This window comes from Streptomyces acidicola (assembly GCF_009377235.1).
Lineage (GTDB): Bacteria > Actinomycetota > Actinomycetes > Streptomycetales > Streptomycetaceae > Streptomyces > Streptomyces acidicola.
Genome location: NZ_VMNX01000095.1, coordinates 1 through 23,895, shown reverse-complemented (window position 1 = coordinate 23,895; position 23,895 = coordinate 1). Strand labels below are relative to the sequence as shown.

The window sequence follows — 23,895 nt, the reverse complement described above, 5'->3', positions numbered from 1 at the left end:
AAGCTATCAGCCGCTTACGTTTGGCCAAACGTTAACACCTGATCACTTTTCATTTCGGGTCGATGACGCGGCGCCCCGGCACACGTATGCCCGGCCCCCCCCCGCACCCGCGCTCCTGATTCAGGACGGACTCCTCACATGCAACCTCTCGGTGTCGCACTCGTCGGACACGCCTTCATGGGGCGCGTGCACTCCCAGGCCTGGCGCACGGTCGGCCGGGTCTTCCCGCATGAGCGGCCCGTGGAACGGACCGTCCTCGCGGGTGTCGACGCGGCCCGGGCACGCCGAGCCGCGGACGAGCTCGGCTGGCGCGATGCCACCGACAACTGGAAGGAGGCCGTCCTTCGCGATGACGTGCACATCGTCGACATCTGCACGCCCGGTGACAGCCATGCAGACATCGCGATCGCCGCCCTGGAGGCGGGCAAGCACGTGCTGTGCGAGAAGCCCCTGGCGACCACCGTCGCGGAGGCCGAGGCGATGGCGGTGGCCGCGGGGCGCGCCCGCGAGCGCGGGGTACGGTCCATGGCCGGCTTCACCTACCGACGGGTCCCGGCTCTCACCCTGGCCCGTCAGCTGATCCAGGAGGACCGTCTCGGACGCGTCCTGCAGTTCCGGGCCCGCTATCTGCAGGACTGGCTGCACGACCCCGACGCTCCCTTCTCCTGGCGGCTGGACCGGGCCCGGGCGGGCGCCGGCGCACTCGGCGACACCGGCTCGCACCTCATCGACCTCGGGCAGTACCTCCTCGGTGACACGCTCGACGGCGTCTCCGCCCAACTGGCCACCTTTGTCGACCGTCGCCACGCGCCGGACGGCACCCCGGCCCAGGTCACCGTCGACGACGCCGCTGTCTTCATCGCCCGCTTCGGTGGCGGGACGCTGGCCACGTTCGAGGCCTCCCGCTTCGCCGCCGGCCGCAAGAACGCCATCCAGCTCGAGATCAGCGGCACCAAGGGCGCACTGTCCTTCGACTTCGAGTCGATGAACGAGCTGTCCTTCTACGACGCCACCGAGCCGTCCGGCACCGCCGGCTTCCGCCGCATCCTCGTCACCGAACCCGACCATCCCTACCTGCGTGCCTGGTGGCCCGCGGGCCATGGCCTGGGCTACGAGCACGCGTTCACCCACCAGGCCCACGACCTGCTGACCGCCATCCACGACGGTACTGATCCCGCGCCCGGCTTCGAAGAGGGCCTGTACGTGCAGCGGGTCATCGAGGCCGTCGAGACCAGCGCTGCGAACGCCGGCGTCCACACCCCCATCGCGACCAGCTGAGAAACGAGCCGGAGATGCCTCGCCCCGTCACCCTGTTCACCGGCCAGTGGGCCGACCTCCCCTTCGAGGAGGTATGCCGCCATGCCTCCCAGTGGGGCTACGACGGTCTGGAGATCGCCTGCTCCGGCGACCACCTGGACGTCGCGCGGGCTCTTGCCGAGCCCGACTGTCTGCCGGCCAAGCGAAAGCTCCTGCGGGAGCACGGCCTCGCTGTCCACGCGATCTCCCAGCACCTCGTCGGGCAGGCCGTGTGCGACCACCCCATCGACGAACGGCACCGTGCGATCCTGCCCGAGCGGATCTGGGGCGACGGAGCCGCCGAGGGTGTGCGGCAGCGGGCGGCTGCCGAACTCAAGGACACTGCCCGCGTGGCGGCCGCACTCGGCGCCGGGGTGGTGACCGGCTTCACCGGATCGTCGATCTGGCACACCGTTGCCATGTTCCCCCCGGTACCCGCCGAGGTGATCGAGCGCGGTTACCGGGACTTCGCCGAGCGCTTCCATCCCATCCTCGACGTCTTCGACGCCGAGGGCGTGCGCTTCGCCCACGAGGTGCATCCCAGCGAGATCGCCTACGACTACTGGACGACGCAGCGCACCCTCGACGCGATCGAGCACCGCCCGGCCTTCGGCCTGAACTTCGACCCCTCCCATTTCGTCTGGCAGGACCTCGACTACCTGGGCTTCGCGGCCGACTTCGCCGACCGGATCTACCACGTCGACTTCAAGGACGCCAAGAAGAACCTCAACGGACGCAACGGCCGGCTCGGTTCCCACCTGCCCTGGGCCGACCCACGACGCGGCTGGGACTTCGTCTCGGTGGGCCACGGCGACATCGACTTCGAGGGCTGCGTCCGCGTCCTCAACGCGATCGGCTACGAAGGCCCGCTCTCCGTGGAGTGGGAGGACGCCGGGATGGACCGGTTCGTCGGAGCCCCGGACGCGCTTGCCCGGGTCCGCGCCCTCACCGCGATCGAGCCGCCCGACGCGGCCTTCGACGCGGCCTTCAGCACCCGCCCCTGAACCCAAGGGAGTCAGCACATGCCCCCCATTGGCATCAACCCGCTGCCGTGGTACCTCTCGCCGGACGGCATCCTGCTCAGCCGGGACATCCTGCCCACCGTCTACCGGGAAGTCCGGGAAGCGGGCTTCGACGCCGTGCAGGCCGACATCCCGGCCGGCACCACGGTCAAGGAGTTCCACGCCCTTCTCGACGACCACGGACTGCGGGCCGCGCCCGGTTATTTCAGCGCCGGCTTCGAGGAGCCGGCCGTGGAACAGGCCCGCGTTCATGCCGCGCAGCAGGCACAACTCGGCCTCACCGAAGTCTTCATCGCCCCGTTCTTCGCCCCGGAGCGACGGGCACACCCCGCAGTCGGCCACGCTTTCGATGCCGGCCGGCTCGCCACCGTCATCGAGCACCTCGGCCGGGCCTGTGAGGCGATCACCGCGGAGGGGCTGCGCCCCTGCCTGCACCCCCATGTCGGCACCTGGATCGAGACCGAGCAGGAGATCCGAACGGTCCTCGACGCGATCGAACCCGCCCTGCTCGCCTTCGGCCCCGACACCGGTCACCTGCACTGGGCGGGCGCCGACCCTGTCGAGCTCGTCACGGCGTACGCCGACCGGGTCGGCGCCGTTCACATCAAGGACGTGCACACCGCCGCCGCCCGGGTCACCGAAGGCGACTACGCGGAGGCGACCTACGATCGGCACGTGTGGACAGAGCCCGGCCTGGGCGATGTCGACCTCACCGGAGTCCTCGACTGCCTGCCGCCCGGCTACGAGGGCTGGCTCGTCGTCGAGGTCGACGTCCCCGACCAGGGCGGCGACGCCAAGGGCAGTGCGCTGCTGTCGCGGCGCTGGGTCACCGACCACCTGGCCGTCGCGGAGGATGCCCGATGAGCACCCTCGGAGTGGGCTTCATCGGAGCCGGCCCCGTCACCCAGGCCATCCACCTGCCTCACCTGGCGGGCCTGTCCGACCGCCTGCACATCGCCCATGTCATGGACGTCGACCCGGGCACCGCCGCAGCGGTAGCGGCCCGCTGCGGCGCCCGGCACTCGTCGTCGGTGGAGGAACTGCTCGCCGATGACGGTGTCGATGTGGTTGCCATCTGCAGCCCCCACGCCTTCCACGCGGAGCAGGCCGTGGCGTGCGCCCGCGCGGGGAAGAAGGCCGTCCTTGTCGAGAAGCCGTTCGCGACGACCACCGCGGACGCCGAACGGATAGCCGAAGCGTCAGTGGAAACCGGGGTACCGGTGATCGTCGGCGCGATGCACACGTACGACCCGGCCCATCTGGCCGCCGAGGAACACTGGGGCGACCTCCCGGACACCGCGCGCCACATCCGCTCGGTCATCCAACTGCCGCCGAACGCCCGCTACGAGGCTCTCGCCACACAACTGCACTCCCTGCCGCAGCCGCCGCCACAGCGCGACCTCAGTGATCCCGCGGCCCGGGCCGCGGCGATCAGCGGCTCGCTGCTCGGCCTCGCCATTCACAACCTCCCCCTCGTCCGCCGCTTCCTCCCGCACGTCGAGGCCGTCGACACCGCGCTGCTGCTGCGCCCCTTCGGCTACCGCGTCACCCTGCACGGCCCCGACGGACGCACCGCGGAACTCATCGGCCACATCGGCACCGCCTGGCGCCCCGAGTGGACCTTCGAGGTCTGGGGCGCCCACAGCGAACTGCGTCTGGACTTCACTCCGTCCTACGTGCGCGCCGGATCCGCCGAGGCGACCGTGCGCACTCCGGACCGCACCCTGCGTTTCGGCCCCTACCAGCACAACGGCTACGACGCCGAGTGGCTCCACCTGGCCGACCTCGCCGACGGCACGGCGCCCCCTCGCCACACCCCCGGCGAACTGGTCGCCGACCTGCGATACGCCACCGGTCTGGCCGCTCTCGCGGGCACCGTACTGCGACAGCAAGGAGTGGCGACATGACCCCCGGCACGCCCCCCACGACACCCGCTTCCCGGCCGCTCACCGTGGCGCTCGACAAGGCACTGGACACCCCGTTCACGCACGGCACGCTCGCGTCGCTCCCCGAGTGGCTGCGCGCCGACGACACCTGCGACGTGGACATCCGGGCCATCGGCGGACCCGCGTGGACCGGCCGGCTGCACAGGGCCCTGGCTCTGCGGCCACGCGCCGTCCTGCTGAGCCGGCCGACGCCGGCGCCCCCCGAGACGGTGAAGGAACTCGCCGCACTGGCCGACGCCGCGCAGGTACCGGTCGTCGTCGACACCCCGTGGGCCCTGCATCCCGCGACCACGGATGTCGTCCCGGCTCTCCGAGCGGCCGCGGCGCAGGCGGCGCTGATCGAGGTGTTCACCGCAGCGGACGTCCCCCCCGCGCACGCCTTTCTCGATCAGCTGGCGCTGGTGCGCGCCACGGCGGGCGCACTCGACTCGCTGCGGGTCACCCGCCTGGACGCGCGCGGCCACGGCGGCTCGGCCCAGTGCGGGAGCGTTCCGGTGAGCTTCAGCGGTTGCCGCTCCGGCATCGGCACCACCGATACCCGCCTCGTGCTGCGCGGGGCCGGCGAACAGTGGCGGCTGGACTTCGCCGCCCCCTCCAGTGCCCGCCCGGCGACCGTCGTACGCATCGACGCGGACGGCGAGCACCTGCTCCCGACGCGGTACGAGACCGCACACCGGGCGGCGTGGCGGCACACCCACGCCGCCGCGACCTCCGGCACCGCCGCCCCCAGCACCCTGCACCACCTCGCGGCCGACCTGGCCCTCTTCCCCGTCGAGGCGCTCTCCGCCTGACGCCCGGGGGCGACGCCCTCCCGGCGCCCGTGACACCGCCTGTCGGCGCCGCCCCCCGTATCGACGCACTCCGCGAACCGGACGTGCCCCCGTTCCCGCTCACCCGCCGGGTGAGCGCCCACGCCTCTGCGGACGTCCCCGCAGCCCCACAGGTGTGACGCCATCATCACCGACGCTGATGCGTAGCTACCCTGGAGGTCCTCGTGACCACACCCCTGTCTTCCCCCGCGGAGGCGACCAGCGCCCCCGCCGGCACGCCGTCGGCACCGGTCAGCCGGCGATTCATCGCCGCCTACATGCTGGGCCAGCTCGGCCTGTGGGCCGCGCTCCTGACGCCCGTCACGGTGTCGATCTCCCTGAAGATCAGCCAGATCGCCCCGGAGACCAAGGCCGGCAGCCTGAGCGCCGTCCTCAGCATCGGCGCTCTGCTGTCGATGATCACCACTCCGATCTGGGGCAACCTCTCCGATCGCACCACCAGCCGATTCGGGCGCCGCAGGCCCTGGCTCGCGGGCGGCGTACTCGCCGGCACCGCAGGCCTGGCCGTTATCGCGCTGGCAGGCAACGTGACGCTCGTCGCCGTCGGATGGGGCATCGCCCAGATGGGATTCAACGCCTCCCAGGCCGCGCTCAACGCACTGCTGCCCGACAACGTGCCCGAGGAACAACGCGGCCGGGTCTCCGGCATGGTCGGCTTCACCTCGAAGGTCGGCACCCTCATCGGCACCGGCCTGGTCGCTCTCGCCGGCTCCGGAGTCGCGCCGATGCTCCTGCTGCCGGCCCTCTTCGGCATCATCATGATCGGCATCCTGGTGGCCGTCATGCCCGACCGCCCCGCCGACCCGAGCCGTCTCGCCCCCTTCCGTCTCACCGACCTCGCACGCAGTCTGTGGGTCAACCCCTTCGCCCACCGGGACTTCGGCTGGGCCTGGGCCGGGCGCTTCCTGCTCTACATCGGTTACGCGTTCTTCCTCACCTTCCAGGCCTACGTGATCACCGACCACCTCGGCTACAGCGACGCCGAGGCCCCCGACCTCATCTTCTACGGCACCCTCGCCGCGACCGCCGGAGGTCTGTTCACGGCGATTCTCGGTGGACGCCTGTCGGACCGCCTCCAGCGCCGCAAGATCTTCGTCGGCGTCTCGGCCGCGGTCATGGGAGTGGGACTGCTGATCATCGGCCTGTCCGCGTCGTACGCCCACTTCCTCGTGGGCGGCACCGTCGTCGGCCTCGGCATGGGCACCTATCTGGCCGTGGACATGGCGCTGGTCGCCCGAGTCCTGCCCAACCCCGACAACGCGGCGAAGGACCTCGGCGTGTTCCAGATCGCCAACTCCCTGCCGCAGTCGCTCGCCCCGCTGATCGCCCCGCTGTTCCTCTCCATCGGCGGCGGAGACCGGAACTACCCGGCCGCGTTCGTGGCGGGAACCGTTTTCGCCCTGCTCGGCGCACTGGCCACGGCCCCGATCCGCGGTGTGCGATGAGCAGCCGGACGCGATGAAACGAGCCGGTGCGGCCCGCAAGGACCGCACCGGCCGGATACGAGGAATTCGCGCCACGCTCCTGGTCTCAGGCAAGAGCTCCTGTGATCGTCGCTGATGCGGCGTGCAGCGTTTTGACCCACTCCGGCCATCCGAGCCACCGTCAGCGGTAGCGGAGCAGCAGCATGGCGGCGTCGTCGTGCAGGGGGCCGTTCACGTGCAGCAGAAGGTCCTGGCGCACGGCTTCCAGTGCGGCCTCGGCGTCGTCTTCCTTCAGGAGGTGGGCGCGCTCGGCCAAGGGATAGAAGCGGCCGTCGGCGTCGCGTGCCTCGGTGACTCCGTCGGTGTAGAGGAGGAGTTGGTCGCCGGGGCGGAAGTCGGTGCGGTACGCCTCCGGCGGCGCCGTACCGTGCGCGTGCAGGCCGAGCGGCAGTGCGTAGACGGTCGGTTCGGGCCAGGTGACCGAACCGTCGGCGCGGACCAACAGGGGCGCTGGATGGCCGAAGTTGAGAAAGGTGACCTCCTCGGCCCTCACCTCGGCGAGGACGGCGGTGACGAACTTCTCCCCCTCGATCTGCCGCTCTATGGACCGCTCCAGCCTGCGCCCCACAGCGGCCAAGTCGGCTTCTTCCGGGGCGGCTTCGCGGAAGGCTCCCAGCACCACGGCAGCGGTCTCCACCGCCTCCAGCCCCTTGCCCTGTACGTCGCCCACCATGACCCGTACGCCGTGGGGTGAGGCGACGACCTCGTACAGGTCGCCGCCGATGCGTGCCTCGGCGACGGCGGACATGTACGAGACGGCCGCGCGGATCTGCCCGGCCAGCCGCGGAACCGGTTTGAGCAGGACCCGCTGGGCTGCTTCGGCGATCGAGCGGACGTTGGCGAGTTCGACCTCTCGTTTCTGGCGCATGGACACGGCGACAAGTCCGGCCGCGGTGACGCCTACGACGGAGGCGAAGGTCATGTAGCCGCGCCGTGCGTCGAGCAGGTCGTTGTACCACCCGAGTCCGGCACACAGCAGCAGGGCGATCACGCCGATGCAGGCGGTGCGCCGCCAGCCGCCCACGAGCGGGGCGAAGGCGGGCCCCAGCGACACCAGCGGCAGAAAGCCCACCCCAGGGCCGGTGCCGATGTCGACAGCGGTGACCAAGGCCATCATGGCGAAGGGCAGCACCGACAGCACTGTCGGACGACCGTTCTTCACCGGCATTTCGGACTCCCCTCGCGTCAACGCACTGGCCGCGGCCCCACGAAACCAGGCGGCGGAGCCTTTCAGGCCTACCACGGAGTCGGCTCCATCGTCATAGACGCATTTCTCCCCTTACCGCACGAGAGGGACACCTCGTGAGTGTTTCTGTCCCGTGTCTCGGTTTCCGCTCTGTCGAGTGCGGATCTCACGCAGCGACATGACGATGGCCGCGAGGTTGAGAGGGAAGGCGATGGCGTTGGCCATCTGAGGGATGTCGAAGGCGCGCAGGAGACTGGCGGCGAGCGCGATCAGGAAGAAGGACAGGGGGAGGTATCTGCGCCATACGGGAAGGTCCCGCATCCGGGCAACCGTGAGCGAGCACCAGAGCGTGAGGCAGAAGACCGTGACGCCCACGGCAGCGATTGCGATCAGCATGAGGAAAAGTATCTCTGAAGGGGGCAGAGGTGACTCGCCCGCGGGTGGCGCAGGTCAGAGCGCCGTCACGGGCACGAACGAACTGTCCTGGCGGAAGATGTCCGTGCCGTCCGACGGGGCCACCCGCAGCTCGTAGTTGTAGTGCCGCAGGTAGTGGCCCGGGTAGTTGTACGACTCGAAGCGGATGGAACCGGAGGTCGTGCCCGTCCGGGCGATGTACGTGGCGTCCTTGGCGAACACCGACGAGCCGTCGTTCGGGTCGAAGCGGGCCCGGAAGTCCCAGTGCCGCAGATAGTTGCCGGCCGCGTTCCGGAACGAGAAGCCGTTCGAGTCGGCGAGACCCGGCACCACCGTGAACGTCGACGCCTGCCTCTCCGCCGCGGAGCTGGAGGAGCTCACCACGGGCAGATTGAGCAGGGACGACTGCTCCTGCCAGTAGCGGGTGGAGAAGTTGGCGGAACGGAAGGAGCGGGTGACCCCGGTGGGCAGGCTCGGGCCGCCCGACACCGTTTCCCTGATCACCGTGAAGTGTCGGGCCGTGCCCGAGATCCCCGGCAGCTTCTTCGGCGCCGTCCAGGTGGCGAATGTGTCGTAGCTGTCGCTGTAGTAGTAACTGCCGTCACCGTAGCCGTCGAAGAAGATCCGCCAGCCGCCGTTGTCGAGCTGGATCAGCGCCGGCCCCTCACGGGTGCCGCCCCAGCCCGCCCAGTTGCCCGTCCTGTGGATCGTGTACGGGCCGCTCAGGCTGGAGGCGGTGGCGTACTCGATGTACTTCGTCGTCTCGTTCTTCGGGAACGCGTGGTACGTCGAGCCGATCCGCACGATGAACGTATCGATGTGGTTGGCGCCGATCCCGGACAGGGCGATCGGCGAACTCCATGCGGTGAGTGAGGAGTTGGTGGCCCGCAGGCGGTAGGGGGTGAAGATCCACTCGTCGTTCGTGGTCGAGCACGACACGATGACGTTCACACTGCCGTCGCTGTCGACGAACCACTCGGGCGCCCACGCCCGCGAGAGGTTCGCGATCGGGACCGTGTAGTCGTACAGGAACGTCCAGTTGACCCGGTTGGAGCTGCGCGCGAAGCCGATCGTCGTGCTGGGGTCCTGCCAGGTGTGCGTGGTGTAGGTGATGTAGTAGTAGCCGTCCGTGTGCTTGAAGATGCCGGCGTCGCGGATGCGGTTGGTGGGCGGCGTGTACGCGGAGGACTGGACGAGGTGGAAGTCGGTCGCGTCGTCGGACTGGTAGACGTTCACGGTGCCGTCGTCGCTGTTGAGGAACGGCACGATCGTGTAGCGGGTGGCGGACCCGTTCGGTGGCGCGGCGGCCAGGGCGGTGCCGTGCATGCCCGGCAGTTCACCCAGGACGAGCCCCGAGGCGGGCAGCGCGGCCATGGCGCGCAGCAGGGTGCGGCGGGACGGCGTGAAGGGACGGTCGGGTCTGTCGCGGTCGGCGGTGGTCATGTCGCGGCTCTCCTCGGTGCGGCTTGTGCCCGGCTCACTGTGTGTAGAAGGTGGCGTCGGCCCGGTCGGTGGCCGTGCTCAGGGCCTGGACGCCCAGCAGGTAGTCGTAGTGGCGGATGTAGCGGCCCGGGTAGTTGGACGACTCGTACGAGACGCCGGCGGAGTCCGCGAGGCCGGCCCGCGCGGTGAACGAGGCGTCGCCGCGGAACTGGGCCGTCCCGTCGTCCTTCTCCACCCACACCTCGAAGTTCTTGTGCCGCAGGTAGTAGCCGGGGAAGTTCGCCGACTCCATTGAGACGGTGCCGCTGCCGGCGAGACCGGTGACCACGCGGAACTGCGAGTCGGCCAGCGGGGAGACGCTCGCCTCGACCCTGGCACGGTACTCCCAGTGCCGGATGAACCGGTCGGGGAAGTTGTACGACGACAGCCGGACCGGCGTGAGGCCGTCGGCGACCGGGATGCCGAAGTCGGGCGTGCCGTCGGCCTTCCAGTACAGCTTCTGGACGCGGGTACGGCGGTTGGGGTCGTTGAGCGGGTCGCCGCTGATGTCCTTGTAACCGCGGTCGTGGTAGACGAGGACGTCCGACTTGCCGTCCTCGGACACCGTGAACGAGTTGTGCCCGGGACCGTACTGACTGGTGGCGGCGTTGCTCGCGAAGACCGGGCCGGTGGTCTTGGTCCACGACGAGGCGTTCAGCAGGTCGGCGGAGGCGGACGCCGTCAGCAGGCCCATGCAGTAGTTGGCGTCGGTGGCGCTCGCCGAGAAGGTCATGAAGACCTTGCCGTTCCGCTGGATCACGGCCGGGCCCTCGTTGACCCGGTGGCCGATGGTCTCCCACGAGGCGGTCGGCGTGCTGATCCTGACCGGAGTGCCCGTGATGGTCCAGGGGTTCGACAGCTTCGCCAGGTAGAGGTTGGTGCCGCTGCCGACGGCCGGGTCGTTCTGCGCCCAGCACAGGTAGCGGGACCCGTTCACGACGAACGTCGTCGCGTCCAGGGAGAAGGTGTCGAGCGGCAGCGCGATACGGCCCTTCTCGGTCCAGGCACCGGTGAGCGGGTTGGCGGCGGTGCACTCCAGCACGTACGGCCGGATCTTCCAGACGTCGTTCGTGGCGCCCGCGGCGAAGTAGACATACCACTTGCCGTCGATGAAGTGGATCTCCGGGGCCCAGATGTGGGCGCCCATCTCACCGGTCGCGTGCTTGGTCCAGATGGTGGTCTCGGTGGCCGAGGAGAGGCCCTGGATCGTGGTGGCGCGGCGCAGCACGATCCGGTCGTACGCGGGCACCGTGGCCGTGAAGTAGTAGTAGCCGTCGGTGTGCTTCCAGATGTGCGGATCGGCCCGCTGCTCGGCGATGGAGTTCCTGTACGTCACTCCGGGTGAGGCGGGGACGGCGGCGCGGGCCGTACCGGCCGAGACACCGGTGACGGCGGTGGCGGCGGCCGAACCGGCGATCATGCCGAGGACCGTTCGACGGGTGAGCGCAGGTCTCACGGGCTTCTCCCTGTGGGGGGCAGAGTTCACCGACAACTGCCGGTATTTCGAACGTGGTTCGTAAGCTCGGCCAGAAGATAGGACCTGCGCATGACCACGTCAACGCTTCCGTCACAGGGGTTTCACGTAACAACGTTGAGTGTTAATCCGTTGCGGCCACGCGAAGCGCTCTGATCCACTGCACGGGACGAGACCCCAGAGGTCCCGGAGATCCCAGAGATCCTGGCGATCCCAGAGAGTGAGGAGCCGCTATGCGTCCTGCGTTCATGTCCACCCGGGAAGAAACCACACTCACTTCAAAGGACATGACGCTCGGTGCACATGCTCAACCTGGGAATTCTCGCGCACATCGACGCAGGTAAGACCAGCCTCACCGAACGGCTGCTGCACGCCGTCGGAGTCATCGACGAGATCGGCAGCGTCGATGACGGGAGCACTCAGACCGATTCCCTCGCGCTGGAACAGCAGCGCGGTATCACCATCAAGTCCGCCGTCGTCTCCTTCGAGATCGACGATGTGACGGTCAATCTGATCGACACGCCCGGCCATCCGGATTTCATCGCCGAGGTGGAGCGGGTGCTCGGCGTGCTCGACGGCGCCGTGCTCGTCGTCTCGGCCGTCGAGGGCGTCCAGGCGCAGACCCGCGTCCTGATGCGGACGTTGCAGCGGCTGCGCATCCCCACGCTGATCTTCGTCAACAAGATCGACCGCCGTGGAGCGCGCCCCGAGGAAGTCCTTCGGAACATCTCCGCACGGCTGACCCCGGCGATCGTCCCCATGGGCGAGGCGGACGAGGCAGGGTCCCGAGTCGCTCGCTTCACGCCGTACGACGGCCACCCGCCCCGGCTCCTTGAACGGCTCGCCGAGCACGACGACGGACTGCTCGCCGCGTACGTCGACGACGAGGCGACCGTCCCGTACGACCGCCTGCGCACCGAGCTGGCCGCGCAGACCGGGCGGGCCCTGGTCCACCCGGTGTTCTTCGGCTCGGCCGTCACGGGCGCGGGCATCGGCGAACTCATCGCGGGCGTCCGCCAGTTGCTGCCGTGTGCCGAGGGCGACGCGGACGGGCCGCTCTCCGGCACCGTCTTCAAGGTCGAGCGCGGGGCGGCGGGGGAGAAGATCGCCTACGTACGGATGTTCTCCGGCGCCCTGCGGACGCGGGACCGCCTCACGTTCCGGGACGGTGAGCCGGAGAGCAAGGTCACCGCGATCGACGTCTTCGAGCGTGGCTCGGCCGTCCGGGCGGCGGCCGTGGCGGCGGGGCGGATCGCGCGACTGCGGGGGCTTGCCGACGTCCGGATCGGGGACGCCGTCGGCGTACCCCGGAAGGGAGCCGACGAGCACCACTTCGCGCCACCGACCCTCGAAACGGTCGTCGTGCCCGTGCGATCCCGCGACAAGGGCGCCCTGCACACCGCCCTCACCCAACTCGCCGAACAGGACCCGCTGATCAATCTGCGGCACGACGGAATCCGCCAGGAGATCTCCGTGTCGCTCTACGGCGAAGTGCAGAAGGAGGTCATCCAGGCCACCCTGGCCGACGCGTTCGGCCTCGACGTCACCTTCCGAGAGACCACGCCCCTCTGCGTCGAGCGGCTGACCGGCAGCGGTGCGGGCGTCGAGTTCAACAAGAAGGACGGGAATCCCTTTCTCGCGACGGTCGGACTGCGCGTCGATCCGGCGCCCGTCGGCTCCGGCGTCGAGTTCCGGCTGGAGGTCGAACTCGGGTCGATGCCGTACGCGTTCTTCAAGGCCGTCGAGGACACCGTGCGGGAGACGCTGACCCAGGGCATCCACGGCTGGCAGATCCCCGACTGCACGGTCACCATGACGCACTCCGGGTACTCGCCCCGGCAGAGCCACGCCCACCAGAGGTTCGACAAGAGCATGTCGAGCACGGGCGCGGACTTCCGCGGGGTGACGCCGCTGGTGCTGACGGCCGCGCTGCTGCGGGCCGGTACCCGTGTGTACGAGCCGCTGCACCGCTTCCGGCTGGACGTCCCGGCGGACACGCTCGGCGCGATCCTGCCCGTGCTGGCGAAGCTGCGCGCCGTACCGCGGTCCACCAACACGCGTGGCCCGGTGACCGTGCTGGAGGGATGGGTGCCGGCGGCGCAGGTGCACCGGCTGGAGCAGCGGCTGCCGGGGCTCACTCGCGGTGAGGGAGAGCTGGAGTCCGTCTTCGACCACTACGCCCCCGTCGCTCCCGGTGTCGTACCGGAGCGGCCTCGTACCGACCACAACCCGCTCGACCGGAGGGAGTACCTGCTGAACCTGAGCAGGCGGGTCGTTACCTGACCGGGTGGGGCGACGGAGAGCAACTCGCTTGAGTAATACAGTACTTACTCAAGAGTCAGGTACTATTGACGCCTCGCGTGGTCGTTGCGACGGTAGTGAACATGTCGAATGTGGTGGCCATGTCAAGACTGCGTACGCGTTGGCTCGGTGTCCTCGTCCTCGTCACCGGCTTCCTGACCACGGCGGGCTCCCAGCCCGCCACCGCTCTCCCCGACGAACTCTGGTTCGACGCCCCGGCCGCGGCCACCCTCACCGTCGAGAACGGCCGCTTCACCGACGGTCTCGGCCGCGAGGTCGTCCTGCGCGGCTACAACGTCTCCGGCGAGACGAAACTGAAGGAGAACAACGGCCTGCCCTTCGCCTCGGTCGCGGACGCCAGGAAGTCCGCGACCGCGCTGAGGGCGCTCGGCGGTGGCAACTCGGTCCGCTTCCTGCTCTCCTGGGCGTACGCGGAGCCCGTGCGCGGCCAGGTGGACACGGCCTACCTGTCCGCCGCGACCGACCAGATGCGCGCGTTCCTGGACGCGGGCATCCGTGTGTACCCCGACTTCCACCAGGACCTCTACTCCCGGTGGCTGTTCGACCCGGACAGCTGGTACACCGGCGACGGCGCCCCCAAGTGGGCGGTCGACCTCGGCGACTATCCCGACGAGTACTGCGGCATCTGCCCGTTCTGGGGTCAGAACATCACCTCGAACGAGGCCGTGAAGCAGGCGACGTACGACTTCTGGCACAACGAGTACGGCCTCCAGGACGCCTTCCTCGACACCGCCCAGAAGACCATGGCGTACGTGAAGCAGAACCTCACGGCGACCCAGTTCGCGGGTGTCGTCGGCTTCGACCCGTGGAACGAGCCGCACGCGGGCACCTACGACTCGGGCCAGACCAGCCGGGCGTGGGAGAAGGACGTCCTGTGGCCGTTCTACGTCAAGTTCCGCGCCCGTATGGACGCGGCGGGTTGGCAGACCAAGCCGGCCTTCGTCGAGCCGAACCTCTTCTGGAACGCCAACCTCGACTTCCAGAAGCAGGAGGGCGGACTGCTCGACGCGGGCACGATGGGCCCGCGGTTCGTCTTCAACACCCACTTCTACGACCAGAAGGCGATCTCCGGCGTCTTCATGTGGGGCAAGGCGGAGGACGGCCAGTACGCCGGCGACTTCGGTACGGTGCGCGACCGGGCCTCCGCCGCCGGGACGACCGGGATCATCAGCGAGTTCGGGCACCCGCTCACCGGATCCGTCTCCGACAAGGCGCCGACCGTCTACAAGGCGATGTACCAGGCGCTCGACTCCCGGGTGAAGGGAGCGAACTGGTGGTCGGACCCGGCGGGCTCCGGCCCCGTCCTGTCCGGCTCCCAGTGGCAGTGGGACATCTACAACGGCCGCCACCGCGAGCTGATGAACGACAACCCGGACAAGGTGCAGACCGAGGGCGACGCCTGGAACGGCGAGGACCTGTCCGCGGTACGCCTCGACGACGCGGGCAAGGCCGTGCTGCGCCAGGACGCACGGCTGCTGGACCGCGTCTACCCGAGCGCCACCGCGGGCCGCTCGGTCGCGTTCACCTACGAGGACCGGTCACGCGACGGCTCCACGACACTGACCTGGAACCCGGTGCCGAGCTCCCTGCCGAACGTCAGGCAACTCGTGGGCTCGGGCCAGTACGCGCTGCTGGTGTGGCGCTCCGACGGCAGCTCCGAGCCGACGGAACTGCACCTCCCGGCGTCCTTCCCGAACGCGTCGACCACCGTGGTCTCCGACCTCGGCACGACGGCGAGCCCGCCCGCGTACACCCGCACCACTCCGATCGCCACCGCGGCCGAGCCCGGCGGCACCGGCAGCCGCCGGCTGCTGCTCACCGCCGCCGACTCGGGCACGCTGCACTACGCCCTGGTCACCAACGGCGCGACAGCCCCGTCCGCGTCGCTGCTGAGCGCGGCACGGACGGAGCTGTCGTCGTGGGCGGCCTCGGAGTTCACCCAGTAGGCCGCTGAAGGCGAAGGTGGATCAGTCGGCGGCCGGCCCCGTCCAGTTGGCAGGCACGTGTGCCAGACGGACACGCTGGGGGTGGTCGCCGACCGCCACGGACACGGTCTTCTTACCGGTGGCGAAGTCGATCGCCGTGACCTGGTCGGAGCCGCTCTCGGAGATCACACAGGACTTGCCGTCACCGCTGACGGTCGCCCAGTACGGCTTGGAGGCGGTGACGAGCGGGCCCTCCTGGAGGGTGGCTCGGTCGACGACGACCGCGTAGTCGTCCATCGTGCCCGCGACGCACAGCTTCTTGCCGTCGGGCTTCATCGATATGCCGTGGTGGCGTGAGTCGTTGACCCAGGTGGTGCGGTCCGTGCTGGTCGCCGGGTTCTTCGGCAGCTCCTTGGTACGGGTGATCTTGTCCGTGGCGATGTCGTACTCGAAGAAGCCGTTGAAGAACGACACCTGGAAGTACAGCTTCGACTCGTCCGGGCTGAACGTGGCCGGGCGGACCGCGTCGGAGTAGTCGGTGAGGCCGATCGCGTCGAGCCGCTCCCGCATGTCGATGACCTTGACCTGCTTGAAGGTGGCCGCGTCGACGACCGTGATCTTGCGGTCGCCCTTCGTCCAGTCCAGCCAGGGCTCGTCGAGCGCGGTGGTCACGTCTCCGATCGACATGGTCCAGATGTACTTGCCGTCGCTGGTGAAGATGTTCTCGTGCGGCTTGTCGCCCGTGCCGAACGAACCCACCTGCTTGCCCGTGTTGATGTCCAGCACGTGCACGGTGTTGGAGGTGGAGGCCGAGACGGCGACCCGCTTTCCGTCGGGGGAGACCGCCATGTGGTCGGCGCGGAAACCCGACACCGGGAAGCGCCAGTTGATGTCGCCCGAGGCCACGTCGATCGAGACCACGTCGGCGAAGCTCGGGCGGGAGACCACCATCGACGTGCCGTCGGGCGTGGAGTACATGTCGTCGACGAACTGGTCGTGGCCCTCGCCCACGCTGTTGCGGATGGTCATGAAGGCGATCCACTTGATCGGATCGGCGTTGATCTCCGCCATCCGCTCGTCCTTGTCCGGGATCACGTTGATCCGGCCGATCTTGGCGAAGTCGCCCGAGGACTTGATGACGTCGGCGGTGCCGTCCCAGTTGTTGCCCACGAACATCACCTCCCGGAGATCGGCGGAGGCGGCCGGGGCGGCCGACGCGGATGCCGTGGCTCCCGCGGTCAGGGCGAGGGCGGCGGCGACCGCGCACAGGTGACGGGTTCTCATACGACGCGTTCCGGAGGCGGGCATGGGTCGTTCCTCCTGCTCGGTGGGGGGTACGGCAAGGCGGCTCTTGGTGGCGCGGAGTCTGAACACGCCACCGTTCAGAGTGAACTTACTGGAAAGTAAGGAAGGGGGGGCGTCAACACAAGACCGCGGACACGACAAAATTGAGCGACGGCCGAACCGGATCCGATGGCCGTCGCGCAGGAGAGGGGAACGGGGTGGCGGGCAGGCTCAAACAGCCGACCGGTCGTTACGGGGGCAGGTCCGCCGAGGAGCGCCAGGCAGAGAGACGTCACCGCTTCCTCGACGCCGCTCTCCAGCTCTTCGGCGACAGCCCGGGGTTCCGTGGCACGACCGTGGCGGGGCTGAGCGAGGCGGCGGGCCTGTCGACCCGTCAGTTCTACGAGGAGTTCCGCACCCTGGAGGACGTCCTGGCCGCGCTCCACCTCCAGGTCAACGACTGGGCGGAGGAGGCCGCGCTGGCCGGGCTCGCCGCCGCGGAGGAGCAGTCGATCACCGTGCGCGCCACGGCGGCCTTCCGCGCGTACGCCGCCAACGTCACCGGTGACCCGCGCCGGCTGCGCATCACCTTCATCGAGATCAACGGTGTCAGCCCGCGACTGGAGCGCCAGCGACTGGAGCGCCGCGCCCGCTGGGTCGACTTCATCTGCGCGGAGGCGGCCGCGGCGGCCGAACGGGGCGAGGCGACCCAGCGGGACTACCGCATCGCGGCCGCCGCCTTCATCGGCAGCGTCAACGGCCTGCTGCACGACTGGCAGGCGGGCTGGGTGAACGCGAGCCTCGACGAGGTGGTCGAGGAACTCGTGCGGCTGCTCCTGGGGATACTCCGGCCGCCCGGGTGGGAGGTGCGCGACGGGCGCGCCGACTCCGGGCCCTGACACACGGCCGAACCCACCGGCGCCTGGCGGTCAGGCGGAGCCGGCGACGCGCTGCACCGCTGCGAGAACCGGCGCCACCGCGTCTTCGCCGCGAACGCGCTCGGCGAGGTTCCGTGCCCGCCGCCCGTACGAGGAGTCGGCCGTCGCCTCCCGCAGCGCCGCGGCCAGGACCCCGGCCGTGAGGCCCCGCAGCGGCACGGCCCGGGGCGCCACTCCGAGCGCCACGAGCCGGGCGGCCCAGAAGCCCTCGTCGAACTGGATCGGCACGGGCACCGCCGGCACGCCCGCGCGCAGGCCCGCCGCTGTCGTGCCCGCGCCCCCGTGATGGACCACCGCCGCCATGTGCGGGAACAGCAGCGAGTGGGGCACCTCGCCGATGGTGAGCATGTCGTCACCGTGACCGCGCAGTTCGCCCCAGCCCCGCTGGATCACCCCGCGCAGCCCGGCCGCCCGCAGCGCCCGTACGACCTGACCGCTCAGCCGCTCGGCGTCGGGCACGGTGGCGCTGCCCAGGCCCACGAAGACCGGGGGAGGTCCGGCGTCCAGGAAGTCCCGTAGCTCCGGCGGCAGTTGACTCTCCCGGTCGTACGGCCACCAGTAGCCGACGACGTCCAGCCCGGCCCGCCAGTCGCGGGGCCGGGACACCACCAGCGGGCTGAAACCGTGCAGCACGGGCCAGCCCCGCCGTTCATGGGCCTTGCGGACGGCCCCGAGACCGGCCCGGGGCAGAGCGAGCCGGGCCCGCAGATCCCGTACCGTCTCGGCGAAGACCCGCTCCACGGCCAGGGTCACGCCATGCCCGGCCGTCCGGTTCAGCACCGGGCCCCAGGAGCGGGTGCCGGTCATCGGCGGGGCGAACTCCCTGGTCGGGGCCAGTGGTTGCAGGTACACACCCATGCTCGGCAGCGACAGCCCCTCGGCGACGGTGTGCCCGAGCGGCACCAGGGCTCCGGACAGCAGCAGGACGTCACTGGCGCGGGCGGCGGCCAGGACGTCGTCGGCCATCTGTCCGGCGAGTCTGCGGGCCATCTCCACCACGCGGACCAGCTTTCCGGCACCCGTGGTGCTGTGGTGCAGCCCGCGTCCGCGCTCCGACTCCAACGCGGCCCGCGGATCGACGGGCAGCGCGTGGAACCGCACCCCCGACCCCTCCACCAGCGGCTCGAAACGCCCGTGCGTCACCAGGGTGACGTCGTGTCCGGCCCGCGCCAGCCCGTGCCCCAGCCCGGTGTACGGGGCCACGTCACCCCGTGAACCGGCCGTCATGATCGCTATCCGCACACCGGTCAGTATGGCGGCGTACGCGTGACCGTGTCCGGGTCGACGGGCGGCACGTCCGAAAGAGTGCTTCGGGTTTCCGAAAGGGGTCGGGACATGAGCTTCGGGACATGAGCGAAGAGCTGGCGTCCCGTCGGTTCAGGCGGTGGCGAGGAACTGGGTGGCGGCCAGTTCGGCGTACAGCGGGTCGGCGGTCACGAGTTCCCGGTGGGTGCCGACCGCCCGTACCCGGCCCGCGTCCATGACGACGATACGGTCGGCCATCGTCACCGTGGACAGCCGGTGCGCGACGACCAGGACCGTGGTCGTCCGGGCGACATCGGCGACCGTGTCCCGCAGCGCCGCCTCGTTGACCGCGTCGAGCTGAGAGGTCGCCTCGTCGAGGAGCAGCAGACGCGGGCGGCGCAGCAGCGCGCGGGCGATGGCGACGCGCTGGCGCTCACCGCCGGAGAGCTTGGTGCCGCGGTGCCCGACAAGGGTCTCCAGCCCCTGAGGCAGCTTCGCGACCAGTCCGTCCAGACGCGTCGTCTTCAGTACACGCGTGAGCTCGGCCTCGTCCGCCTCCGGGTTGCCCAGCAGCAGGTTGTCCCGCAGCGAACCCGACAGCACGGGCGCGTCCTGCTCCACATAACCGATCGCGGACCGCAGGCGGGGCAGCTCCCAGTCGGTGACATCACGGCCGTCGAGCGTGATGACGCCCGCCTCGGGGTCGTAGAACCGCTCGATGAGGGAGAACACCGTCGTCTTGCCCGCGCCGGACGGACCCACGAACGCGGTCATGCCCTGTGCCGGCACCGCGAAGGTCACACCGTGGTGGACGTACGGCAGGTCCTCGGCGTACCGGAAGCGGACGTCCTCGAAGGCGAGCGCGGCGGGCTCGGCGCCGGGGGAGGGCAACGGCGCGGGCCGGGAGGCCGGTTCGGCGGGCAGCCGCTGCGCCTCCTGGATGCGGGCGAGCGCGGCCGCCCCGGTCTGGTACTGGGTGAGGGCGCCGACGACCTCCTGGATCGGCGACATCAGATAGAAGACGAACAGCAGGAACGCGACCAGGGTGCCCACGTCGATCGCGCCCGTCGCGACCCGGCCGCCGCCCACCGCGAGCACCGTGATGAAGGCGATCTGCATCGACAGCCCGGCCGTGTTGCCCGCCGCCGCCGACCACTTGGCGGCCCGCACGCTCTGCCGCCACGACTCCTCGGCCGCCTCGTGGATCCTCTGCTCCTCGCGGTGCTCGGCACCGGACGCCTTGATGGTGCGCAGTGAGCCGAGAATCCGCTCCAGGGAGGCGCCCATCGCGCCGACCGCGTTCTGCGCCTCACGGCTGGCGCGGTTGATGCGCGGCACGATCACGCCGAGCACGGTGCCCGCGACCAGGATCACACCGACGGTGACGGCCAGCAGCACCGGGTCGACCAGGCCCATCAGTACGACGGTCGCGACGAGGGTGAGCCCGCCGGTGCCGAGGCCCACCAGCGAGTCAGTCGTGACCTCGCGCAGCAGCGTGGTGTCCGAGGTGATGCGGGCCATGAGATCGCCCGGCTCACTCCGGTCCACGGCGGCTATCCGCAGCCGCAGCAGATACGACGACAGGGTGCGCCGCGCCCCGAGCACCACGGACTCGGCGGTGCGCCGCAGTACGTACGCCCCCAGCGCGCCGATGGCCGCGTTGGCGATCACCAGTCCCGACATGAGGAGCAGCGCCCAGGTGATGGGCCGGTCGTGCGACAGGTCGTCGATCAACTCCCGTGCCACCAGCGGCAGCGCGAGCCCGCTGGCGCCCGTGGCCAGTGCCAGCAGCGCGCCCAGCAGCAGCGTCCACCGGTGCGGTCGTATGTACCCGAGCAGCAGCCGCCACGCGGGCTGCTGCTCGGTCTCTGTCTCCTGTGCGCTCACGTCGCTCCTCGCGAGGGAGTGGGGCGGAGCGTTCAGGCTACGTGGGGCACGGGGCGCGGCCGAAGTGGTTTTGTGAACGGGGCCGTCTCCTCGGGGCCTCTCCAGCCCCCATTCCTGGCCCTCCGCCAGTGATCCACATCCCTACCGATGAGTCACACGTAGGGTCGGTAGCGAACTACCGACCGACGGAAGGGCCCACCATGGCGCAGGAAGTACGCGGGGTGATCGCACCGGGCAAGAACGAGCCGGTGCGGATCGAGACGATCCTCGTACCGGATCCCGGACCGGGCGAGGCCGTGGTGAAGGTGCAGGCGTGCGGCGTGTGTCACACCGACCTGCACTACAAGCAGGGCGGCATCAACGACGACTTCCCCTTCCTGCTCGGCCACGAGGCGGCCGGCGTCGTGGAGTCGGTCGGCGAGGGCGTCACCGATGTCGCGCCCGGAGACTTCGTGATCCTCAACTGGCGTGCCGTGTGCGGCAACTGCCGGGCGTGCCGGCGCGGACGGCCCTGGTACTGCTTCGCCACGCACAACGCCGAGCAGAAGATGACCCTCGCCTCGACCGGCCAGGAACTCTCCCCTGCCCTGGGCATCGGCGCCTTCGCCGAGAAGACGCTCGTCGCGGCCGGACAGTGCACCAAGGTCGACCCGGCCGCCTCCCCGGCCGTGGCCGGACTGCTCGGCTGCGGCGTGATGGCCGGCATCGGCGCCGCCATCAACACCGGCAACGTGGGCCGGGGTGACAGCGTCGCCGTCATCGGCTGCGGCGGCGTCGGCGACGCGGCCATCGCCGGGTCCCGGCTGGCCGGCGCCGAGAAGATCATCGCCGTCGACATCGACGACCGGAAACTGACCACCGCCAAGAGCATCGGCGCCACGCACACCGTCAACTCCCGCGAGACCGACCCCGTCGAGGCCATCCGGGAGCTGACCGGCGGCTTCGGCGCCGATGTCGTCATCGAGGCGGTCGGCCGCCCGGAGACGTACCAGCAGGCGTTCTACGCCCGCGACCTGGCCGGCACAGTCGTCCTGGTCGGCGTGCCGACGCCGGAGATGAAGCTGGAGCTGCCGCTGCTGGACGTCTTCGGCCGCGGCGGAGCCCTGAAGTCGTCCTGGTACGGCGACTGCCTGCCGGACCGCGACTTCCCGATGCTGATCAGCCTGTACCTCCAGGGCCGACTGGACCTGGAGGCGTTCGTGACGGAGACCATCCAGCTCGACGAGGTGGAGAAGGCGTTCGAGCGGATGCACGCCGGTGACGTCCTGCGTTCGGTGGTGACGCTGTGACCGACGCGCGCATCGAACACCTCGTCACGTCCGGCCAGTTCACGCTCGACGGCGGCACGTGGGACGTCGACAACAACGTGTGGATCGTCGGCGACGACCGCGAGGCGATCGTCATCGACGCCGCCCACGACGCGGACGCCATCGCCGAGGCGTTGGGGGACCGGCGGCTGCTGGCCATCGTGTGCACCCACGCCCACAACGACCACATCGACGCCGCGCCCGCCCTGGCCGAGCGCACCGGCGCCAAGATCTGGCTCCACCCCGACGACCTGCCGCTGTGGAAGCAGACCCACCCCGACCGCCTCCCTGACAACCGGCTGGCCGACGGCCATGTCATCGAGGTGGCCGGCACCGAGCTCACCGTCCTGCACACCCCGGGCCACGCCCCGGGCGCGGTCTGCCTCCACGACCCCGGCCTGGGCACCGTCTTCACCGGTGACACCCTTTTCCAGGGCGGTCCGGGCGCCACCGGGCGTTCGTACTCCCACTTCCCGACGATCATCGACTCGATCCGTGACCGGCTGCTCGCGCTCCCGCCCGACACGGTCGTCCGTACCGGACACGGCGAGTCCACGACGATCGGCGCCGAGGCACCCCACCTCGAGGAGTGGATCGCCCGCGGGCACTGACCGACCCGCGTACGAGCCGAGCCGTACGACCCGGCCCCGGGCGCCCGTCTCATTCGGCCGGGACATCCGTCTCACCCGGCCGTCACGCTCGACGCGACCGGCAGCAGGAGGGCCGTGACGTTGTCGTGCCCGCCGGCCTCCAGGGCGTACCCGACGAGGGCCCGCGCCTCGACCTGCGGGCCCTCGCCGCCCGACCCCGCGCGCCGGACCACCGCCCTCAGCCCCTCCGCGTCGGGCAGGCACCGCCACAGCCCGTCCGTGCACAGCAGAAGCCGGCCGGGACACGGCGGCCGATAGCTCCGCACGTGCGGCACCGGCTCGTCCGCGTCGGCGCCCAGCCACGCGGTCAGGGCTTCGAGGCCGCCTGTGTCGTCCTCGGTGAGCGCCGCCCCGGGACCCTCGTCCGGCAGCCAGTAGGCGCGGCTGTCGCCGACGGAGGCACTCCAGATGCCGTCCGGTCCGACGACGCCGGCGGCATAGGTACAGGCCGGTGCGACAGCGGCCATGACGTCTCGGCGGTCCGTAGCCGCACCGGCGACCCCCGCGAGGGCCGCGACCGCTCGATGCGCACGCACCGCGGCCCCGACCAGCGCGACCTCAGGCAGCACACCCGAACTCAGCTGCTCGACAAGGAAGTTGATCCCCACGTCGGCAGCCACCCGGGCGGCTCGCTCGGACCTGGGAGACAGAGTCACCCCGTCACAGACAACTCCCACCGTCCACGCCCCGGTCGCGACCAGCGCCATCGCGTCCGCATTGACGCCCCGCCGCAGGCCCCGGTCGCTGACGCCCGCCGCACCGCCTGCCGCACCGCCCTCCGCACCGCCCTCCGCCGTGATCTCCATATGCGCCCGGAACCCCGGCTGGGCGGCACCGCAGTCCCAGCAGCGCCCGTCCGGGGCGACCGTTCCACCGCACTCGACACAGTCCGCACTCTCGCTCATCGGTCACGCATCCTGGCAGAGCCGCGGAGTTCTCCGGACCGCTGGTGCGAGATTCCCCGATCACCGGCATGGCGCCAGGAAACTCCGAAGCCGCCAGGAAATTTCGACGTCATCGGGAAACTCCGAAGTCGTCGTCGGGAAACCCGACAGAAGATGTCCGGTTTCCGCGACACCCTCGAAGAGACACCGGTTTCCGGAGCCGGTGTTCGTCAGAGTGGCGGTTCAGAGGCACGGGAGGTCGGACATGGCAGGGCCATTGGAAGGCAAGGTCGCAGTGGTCGCGGGGGCGACGCGCGGG

19 protein-coding genes are annotated in these 23,895 nt (G+C 70.2%); 11 read left to right on the top strand and 8 right to left on the bottom strand.

Features of this window, described 5'->3' with window-relative positions:
* Positions 1 to 138 precede the first annotated feature (138 nt).
* The 6 genes from FPZ41_RS23805 (at position 139) to FPZ41_RS23780 (ending at position 6,539) form a co-directional block, all read left to right on the top strand.
* Positions 139 to 1,278 carry a Gfo/Idh/MocA family protein gene (locus FPZ41_RS23805; RefSeq protein WP_152865766.1) on the top strand — a complete coding sequence of 380 codons (1,140 nt, stop codon included), beginning with the start codon at positions 139 to 141 and terminating at the stop codon, positions 1,276 to 1,278.
* Positions 1,279 to 1,292: 14 nt separating this feature from the next.
* On the top strand, positions 1,293 to 2,300 hold the full coding sequence (locus FPZ41_RS23800; protein ID WP_152865765.1) for a sugar phosphate isomerase/epimerase family protein: 1,008 nt from the start codon (positions 1,293 to 1,295) through the stop codon (positions 2,298 to 2,300).
* A gap of 18 nt (positions 2,301 to 2,318) precedes the next feature.
* Positions 2,319 to 3,182 carry a sugar phosphate isomerase/epimerase family protein gene (locus FPZ41_RS23795; protein WP_152865764.1) on the top strand — a complete coding sequence of 288 codons (864 nt, stop codon included), beginning with the start codon at positions 2,319 to 2,321 and terminating at the stop codon, positions 3,180 to 3,182.
* A complete protein-coding gene (locus FPZ41_RS23790) occupies positions 3,179 to 4,225 on the top strand; it encodes a Gfo/Idh/MocA family protein (protein WP_152865762.1) in 1,047 nt (348 codons plus the stop codon). The genes FPZ41_RS23795 and FPZ41_RS23790 overlap by 4 nt, the downstream gene beginning before the upstream one ends.
* Entirely contained in the window at positions 4,222 to 5,055 is an 834-nt protein-coding gene (locus FPZ41_RS23785) for a hypothetical protein (RefSeq protein WP_152865760.1), read from the top strand. The genes FPZ41_RS23790 and FPZ41_RS23785 overlap by 4 nt, the downstream gene beginning before the upstream one ends.
* A 203-nt stretch (positions 5,056 to 5,258) precedes the next feature.
* A complete protein-coding gene (locus tag FPZ41_RS23780) occupies positions 5,259 to 6,539 on the top strand; it encodes an MFS transporter (RefSeq protein ID WP_152865758.1) in 1,281 nt (426 codons plus the stop codon).
* Positions 6,540 to 6,699: 160 nt separating this feature from the next.
* Here FPZ41_RS23780 and FPZ41_RS23775 read toward each other — a convergent pair whose 3' ends face one another.
* From FPZ41_RS23775 to FPZ41_RS23760, 4 genes are all read right to left on the bottom strand, one after another.
* Positions 6,700 to 7,746: a PP2C family protein-serine/threonine phosphatase gene (locus tag FPZ41_RS23775; RefSeq protein ID WP_152865756.1), complete on the bottom strand. Its 1,047-nt coding sequence runs from the start codon at positions 7,744 to 7,746 to the stop codon at positions 6,700 to 6,702.
* Positions 7,747 to 7,857: 111 nt separating this feature from the next.
* A complete protein-coding gene (locus tag FPZ41_RS23770; RefSeq protein WP_152865754.1) occupies positions 7,858 to 8,160 on the bottom strand; it encodes a hypothetical protein in 303 nt (100 codons plus the stop codon).
* Between the two features lie 54 nt (positions 8,161 to 8,214).
* Complete coding sequence (locus FPZ41_RS23765; RefSeq protein WP_152865752.1) at positions 8,215 to 9,621, bottom strand: glycoside hydrolase family 43 protein; 1,407 nt, start codon at positions 9,619 to 9,621, stop codon at positions 8,215 to 8,217.
* A gap of 34 nt (positions 9,622 to 9,655) precedes the next feature.
* Positions 9,656 to 11,080, bottom strand: coding sequence for a family 43 glycosylhydrolase (locus FPZ41_RS23760; RefSeq protein WP_152865776.1), 1,425 nt, complete (start codon positions 11,078 to 11,080; stop codon positions 9,656 to 9,658).
* A 357-nt stretch (positions 11,081 to 11,437) separates the two neighbouring features.
* On the opposite strand from FPZ41_RS23760, the gene FPZ41_RS23755 reads away from it, so the two are divergent.
* Both FPZ41_RS23755 and FPZ41_RS23750 read left to right on the top strand, forming a co-directional pair.
* Entirely contained in the window at positions 11,438 to 13,417 is a 1,980-nt protein-coding gene (locus FPZ41_RS23755) for an elongation factor G (protein WP_152865750.1), read from the top strand.
* Positions 13,418 to 13,536: 119 nt separating this feature from the next.
* Complete coding sequence (locus FPZ41_RS23750) at positions 13,537 to 15,402, top strand: cellulase family glycosylhydrolase (RefSeq protein ID WP_152865748.1); 1,866 nt, start codon at positions 13,537 to 13,539, stop codon at positions 15,400 to 15,402.
* Between the two features lie 21 nt (positions 15,403 to 15,423).
* Here the strand turns inward: FPZ41_RS23750 and FPZ41_RS23745 are convergent, their stop codons facing one another.
* Positions 15,424 to 16,689, bottom strand: a complete 1,266-nt coding sequence (locus FPZ41_RS23745) for a YncE family protein (protein ID WP_152865746.1) — start codon at positions 16,687 to 16,689, stop codon at positions 15,424 to 15,426.
* 194 nt (positions 16,690 to 16,883) lie between these two features.
* Here FPZ41_RS23745 and FPZ41_RS23740 point away from each other — a divergent pair, with 194 nt between their 5' ends.
* Positions 16,884 to 17,564 (top strand): TetR/AcrR family transcriptional regulator, encoded by a 681-nt coding sequence (locus tag FPZ41_RS23740; protein WP_322620633.1) that lies wholly within the window; start codon positions 16,884 to 16,886, stop codon positions 17,562 to 17,564.
* A gap of 30 nt (positions 17,565 to 17,594) precedes the next feature.
* Here the strand turns inward: FPZ41_RS23740 and FPZ41_RS23735 are convergent, their stop codons facing one another.
* Complete coding sequence (locus FPZ41_RS23735; protein WP_152865775.1) at positions 17,595 to 18,830, bottom strand: glycosyltransferase; 1,236 nt, start codon at positions 18,828 to 18,830, stop codon at positions 17,595 to 17,597.
* A 150-nt stretch (positions 18,831 to 18,980) separates the two neighbouring features.
* Positions 18,981 to 20,735: an ABC transporter ATP-binding protein gene (locus FPZ41_RS23730; RefSeq protein WP_322620632.1), complete on the bottom strand. Its 1,755-nt coding sequence runs from the start codon at positions 20,733 to 20,735 to the stop codon at positions 18,981 to 18,983.
* A 200-nt stretch (positions 20,736 to 20,935) separates the two neighbouring features.
* Between FPZ41_RS23730 and FPZ41_RS23725 the strand changes: the two genes are divergently transcribed.
* Both FPZ41_RS23725 and FPZ41_RS23720 read left to right on the top strand, forming a co-directional pair.
* A complete protein-coding gene (locus tag FPZ41_RS23725; RefSeq protein ID WP_152865742.1) occupies positions 20,936 to 22,024 on the top strand; it encodes an S-(hydroxymethyl)mycothiol dehydrogenase in 1,089 nt (362 codons plus the stop codon).
* A complete protein-coding gene (locus FPZ41_RS23720; RefSeq protein ID WP_322620631.1) occupies positions 22,021 to 22,653 on the top strand; it encodes an MBL fold metallo-hydrolase in 633 nt (210 codons plus the stop codon). Before FPZ41_RS23725 ends, FPZ41_RS23720 begins: the two co-directional genes overlap by 4 nt.
* A gap of 71 nt (positions 22,654 to 22,724) precedes the next feature.
* Here FPZ41_RS23720 and FPZ41_RS23715 read toward each other — a convergent pair whose 3' ends face one another.
* Positions 22,725 to 23,597: a PP2C family protein-serine/threonine phosphatase gene (locus tag FPZ41_RS23715; RefSeq protein WP_152865740.1), complete on the bottom strand. Its 873-nt coding sequence runs from the start codon at positions 23,595 to 23,597 to the stop codon at positions 22,725 to 22,727.
* Between the last annotated feature and the right edge of the window lie 298 nt (positions 23,598 to 23,895).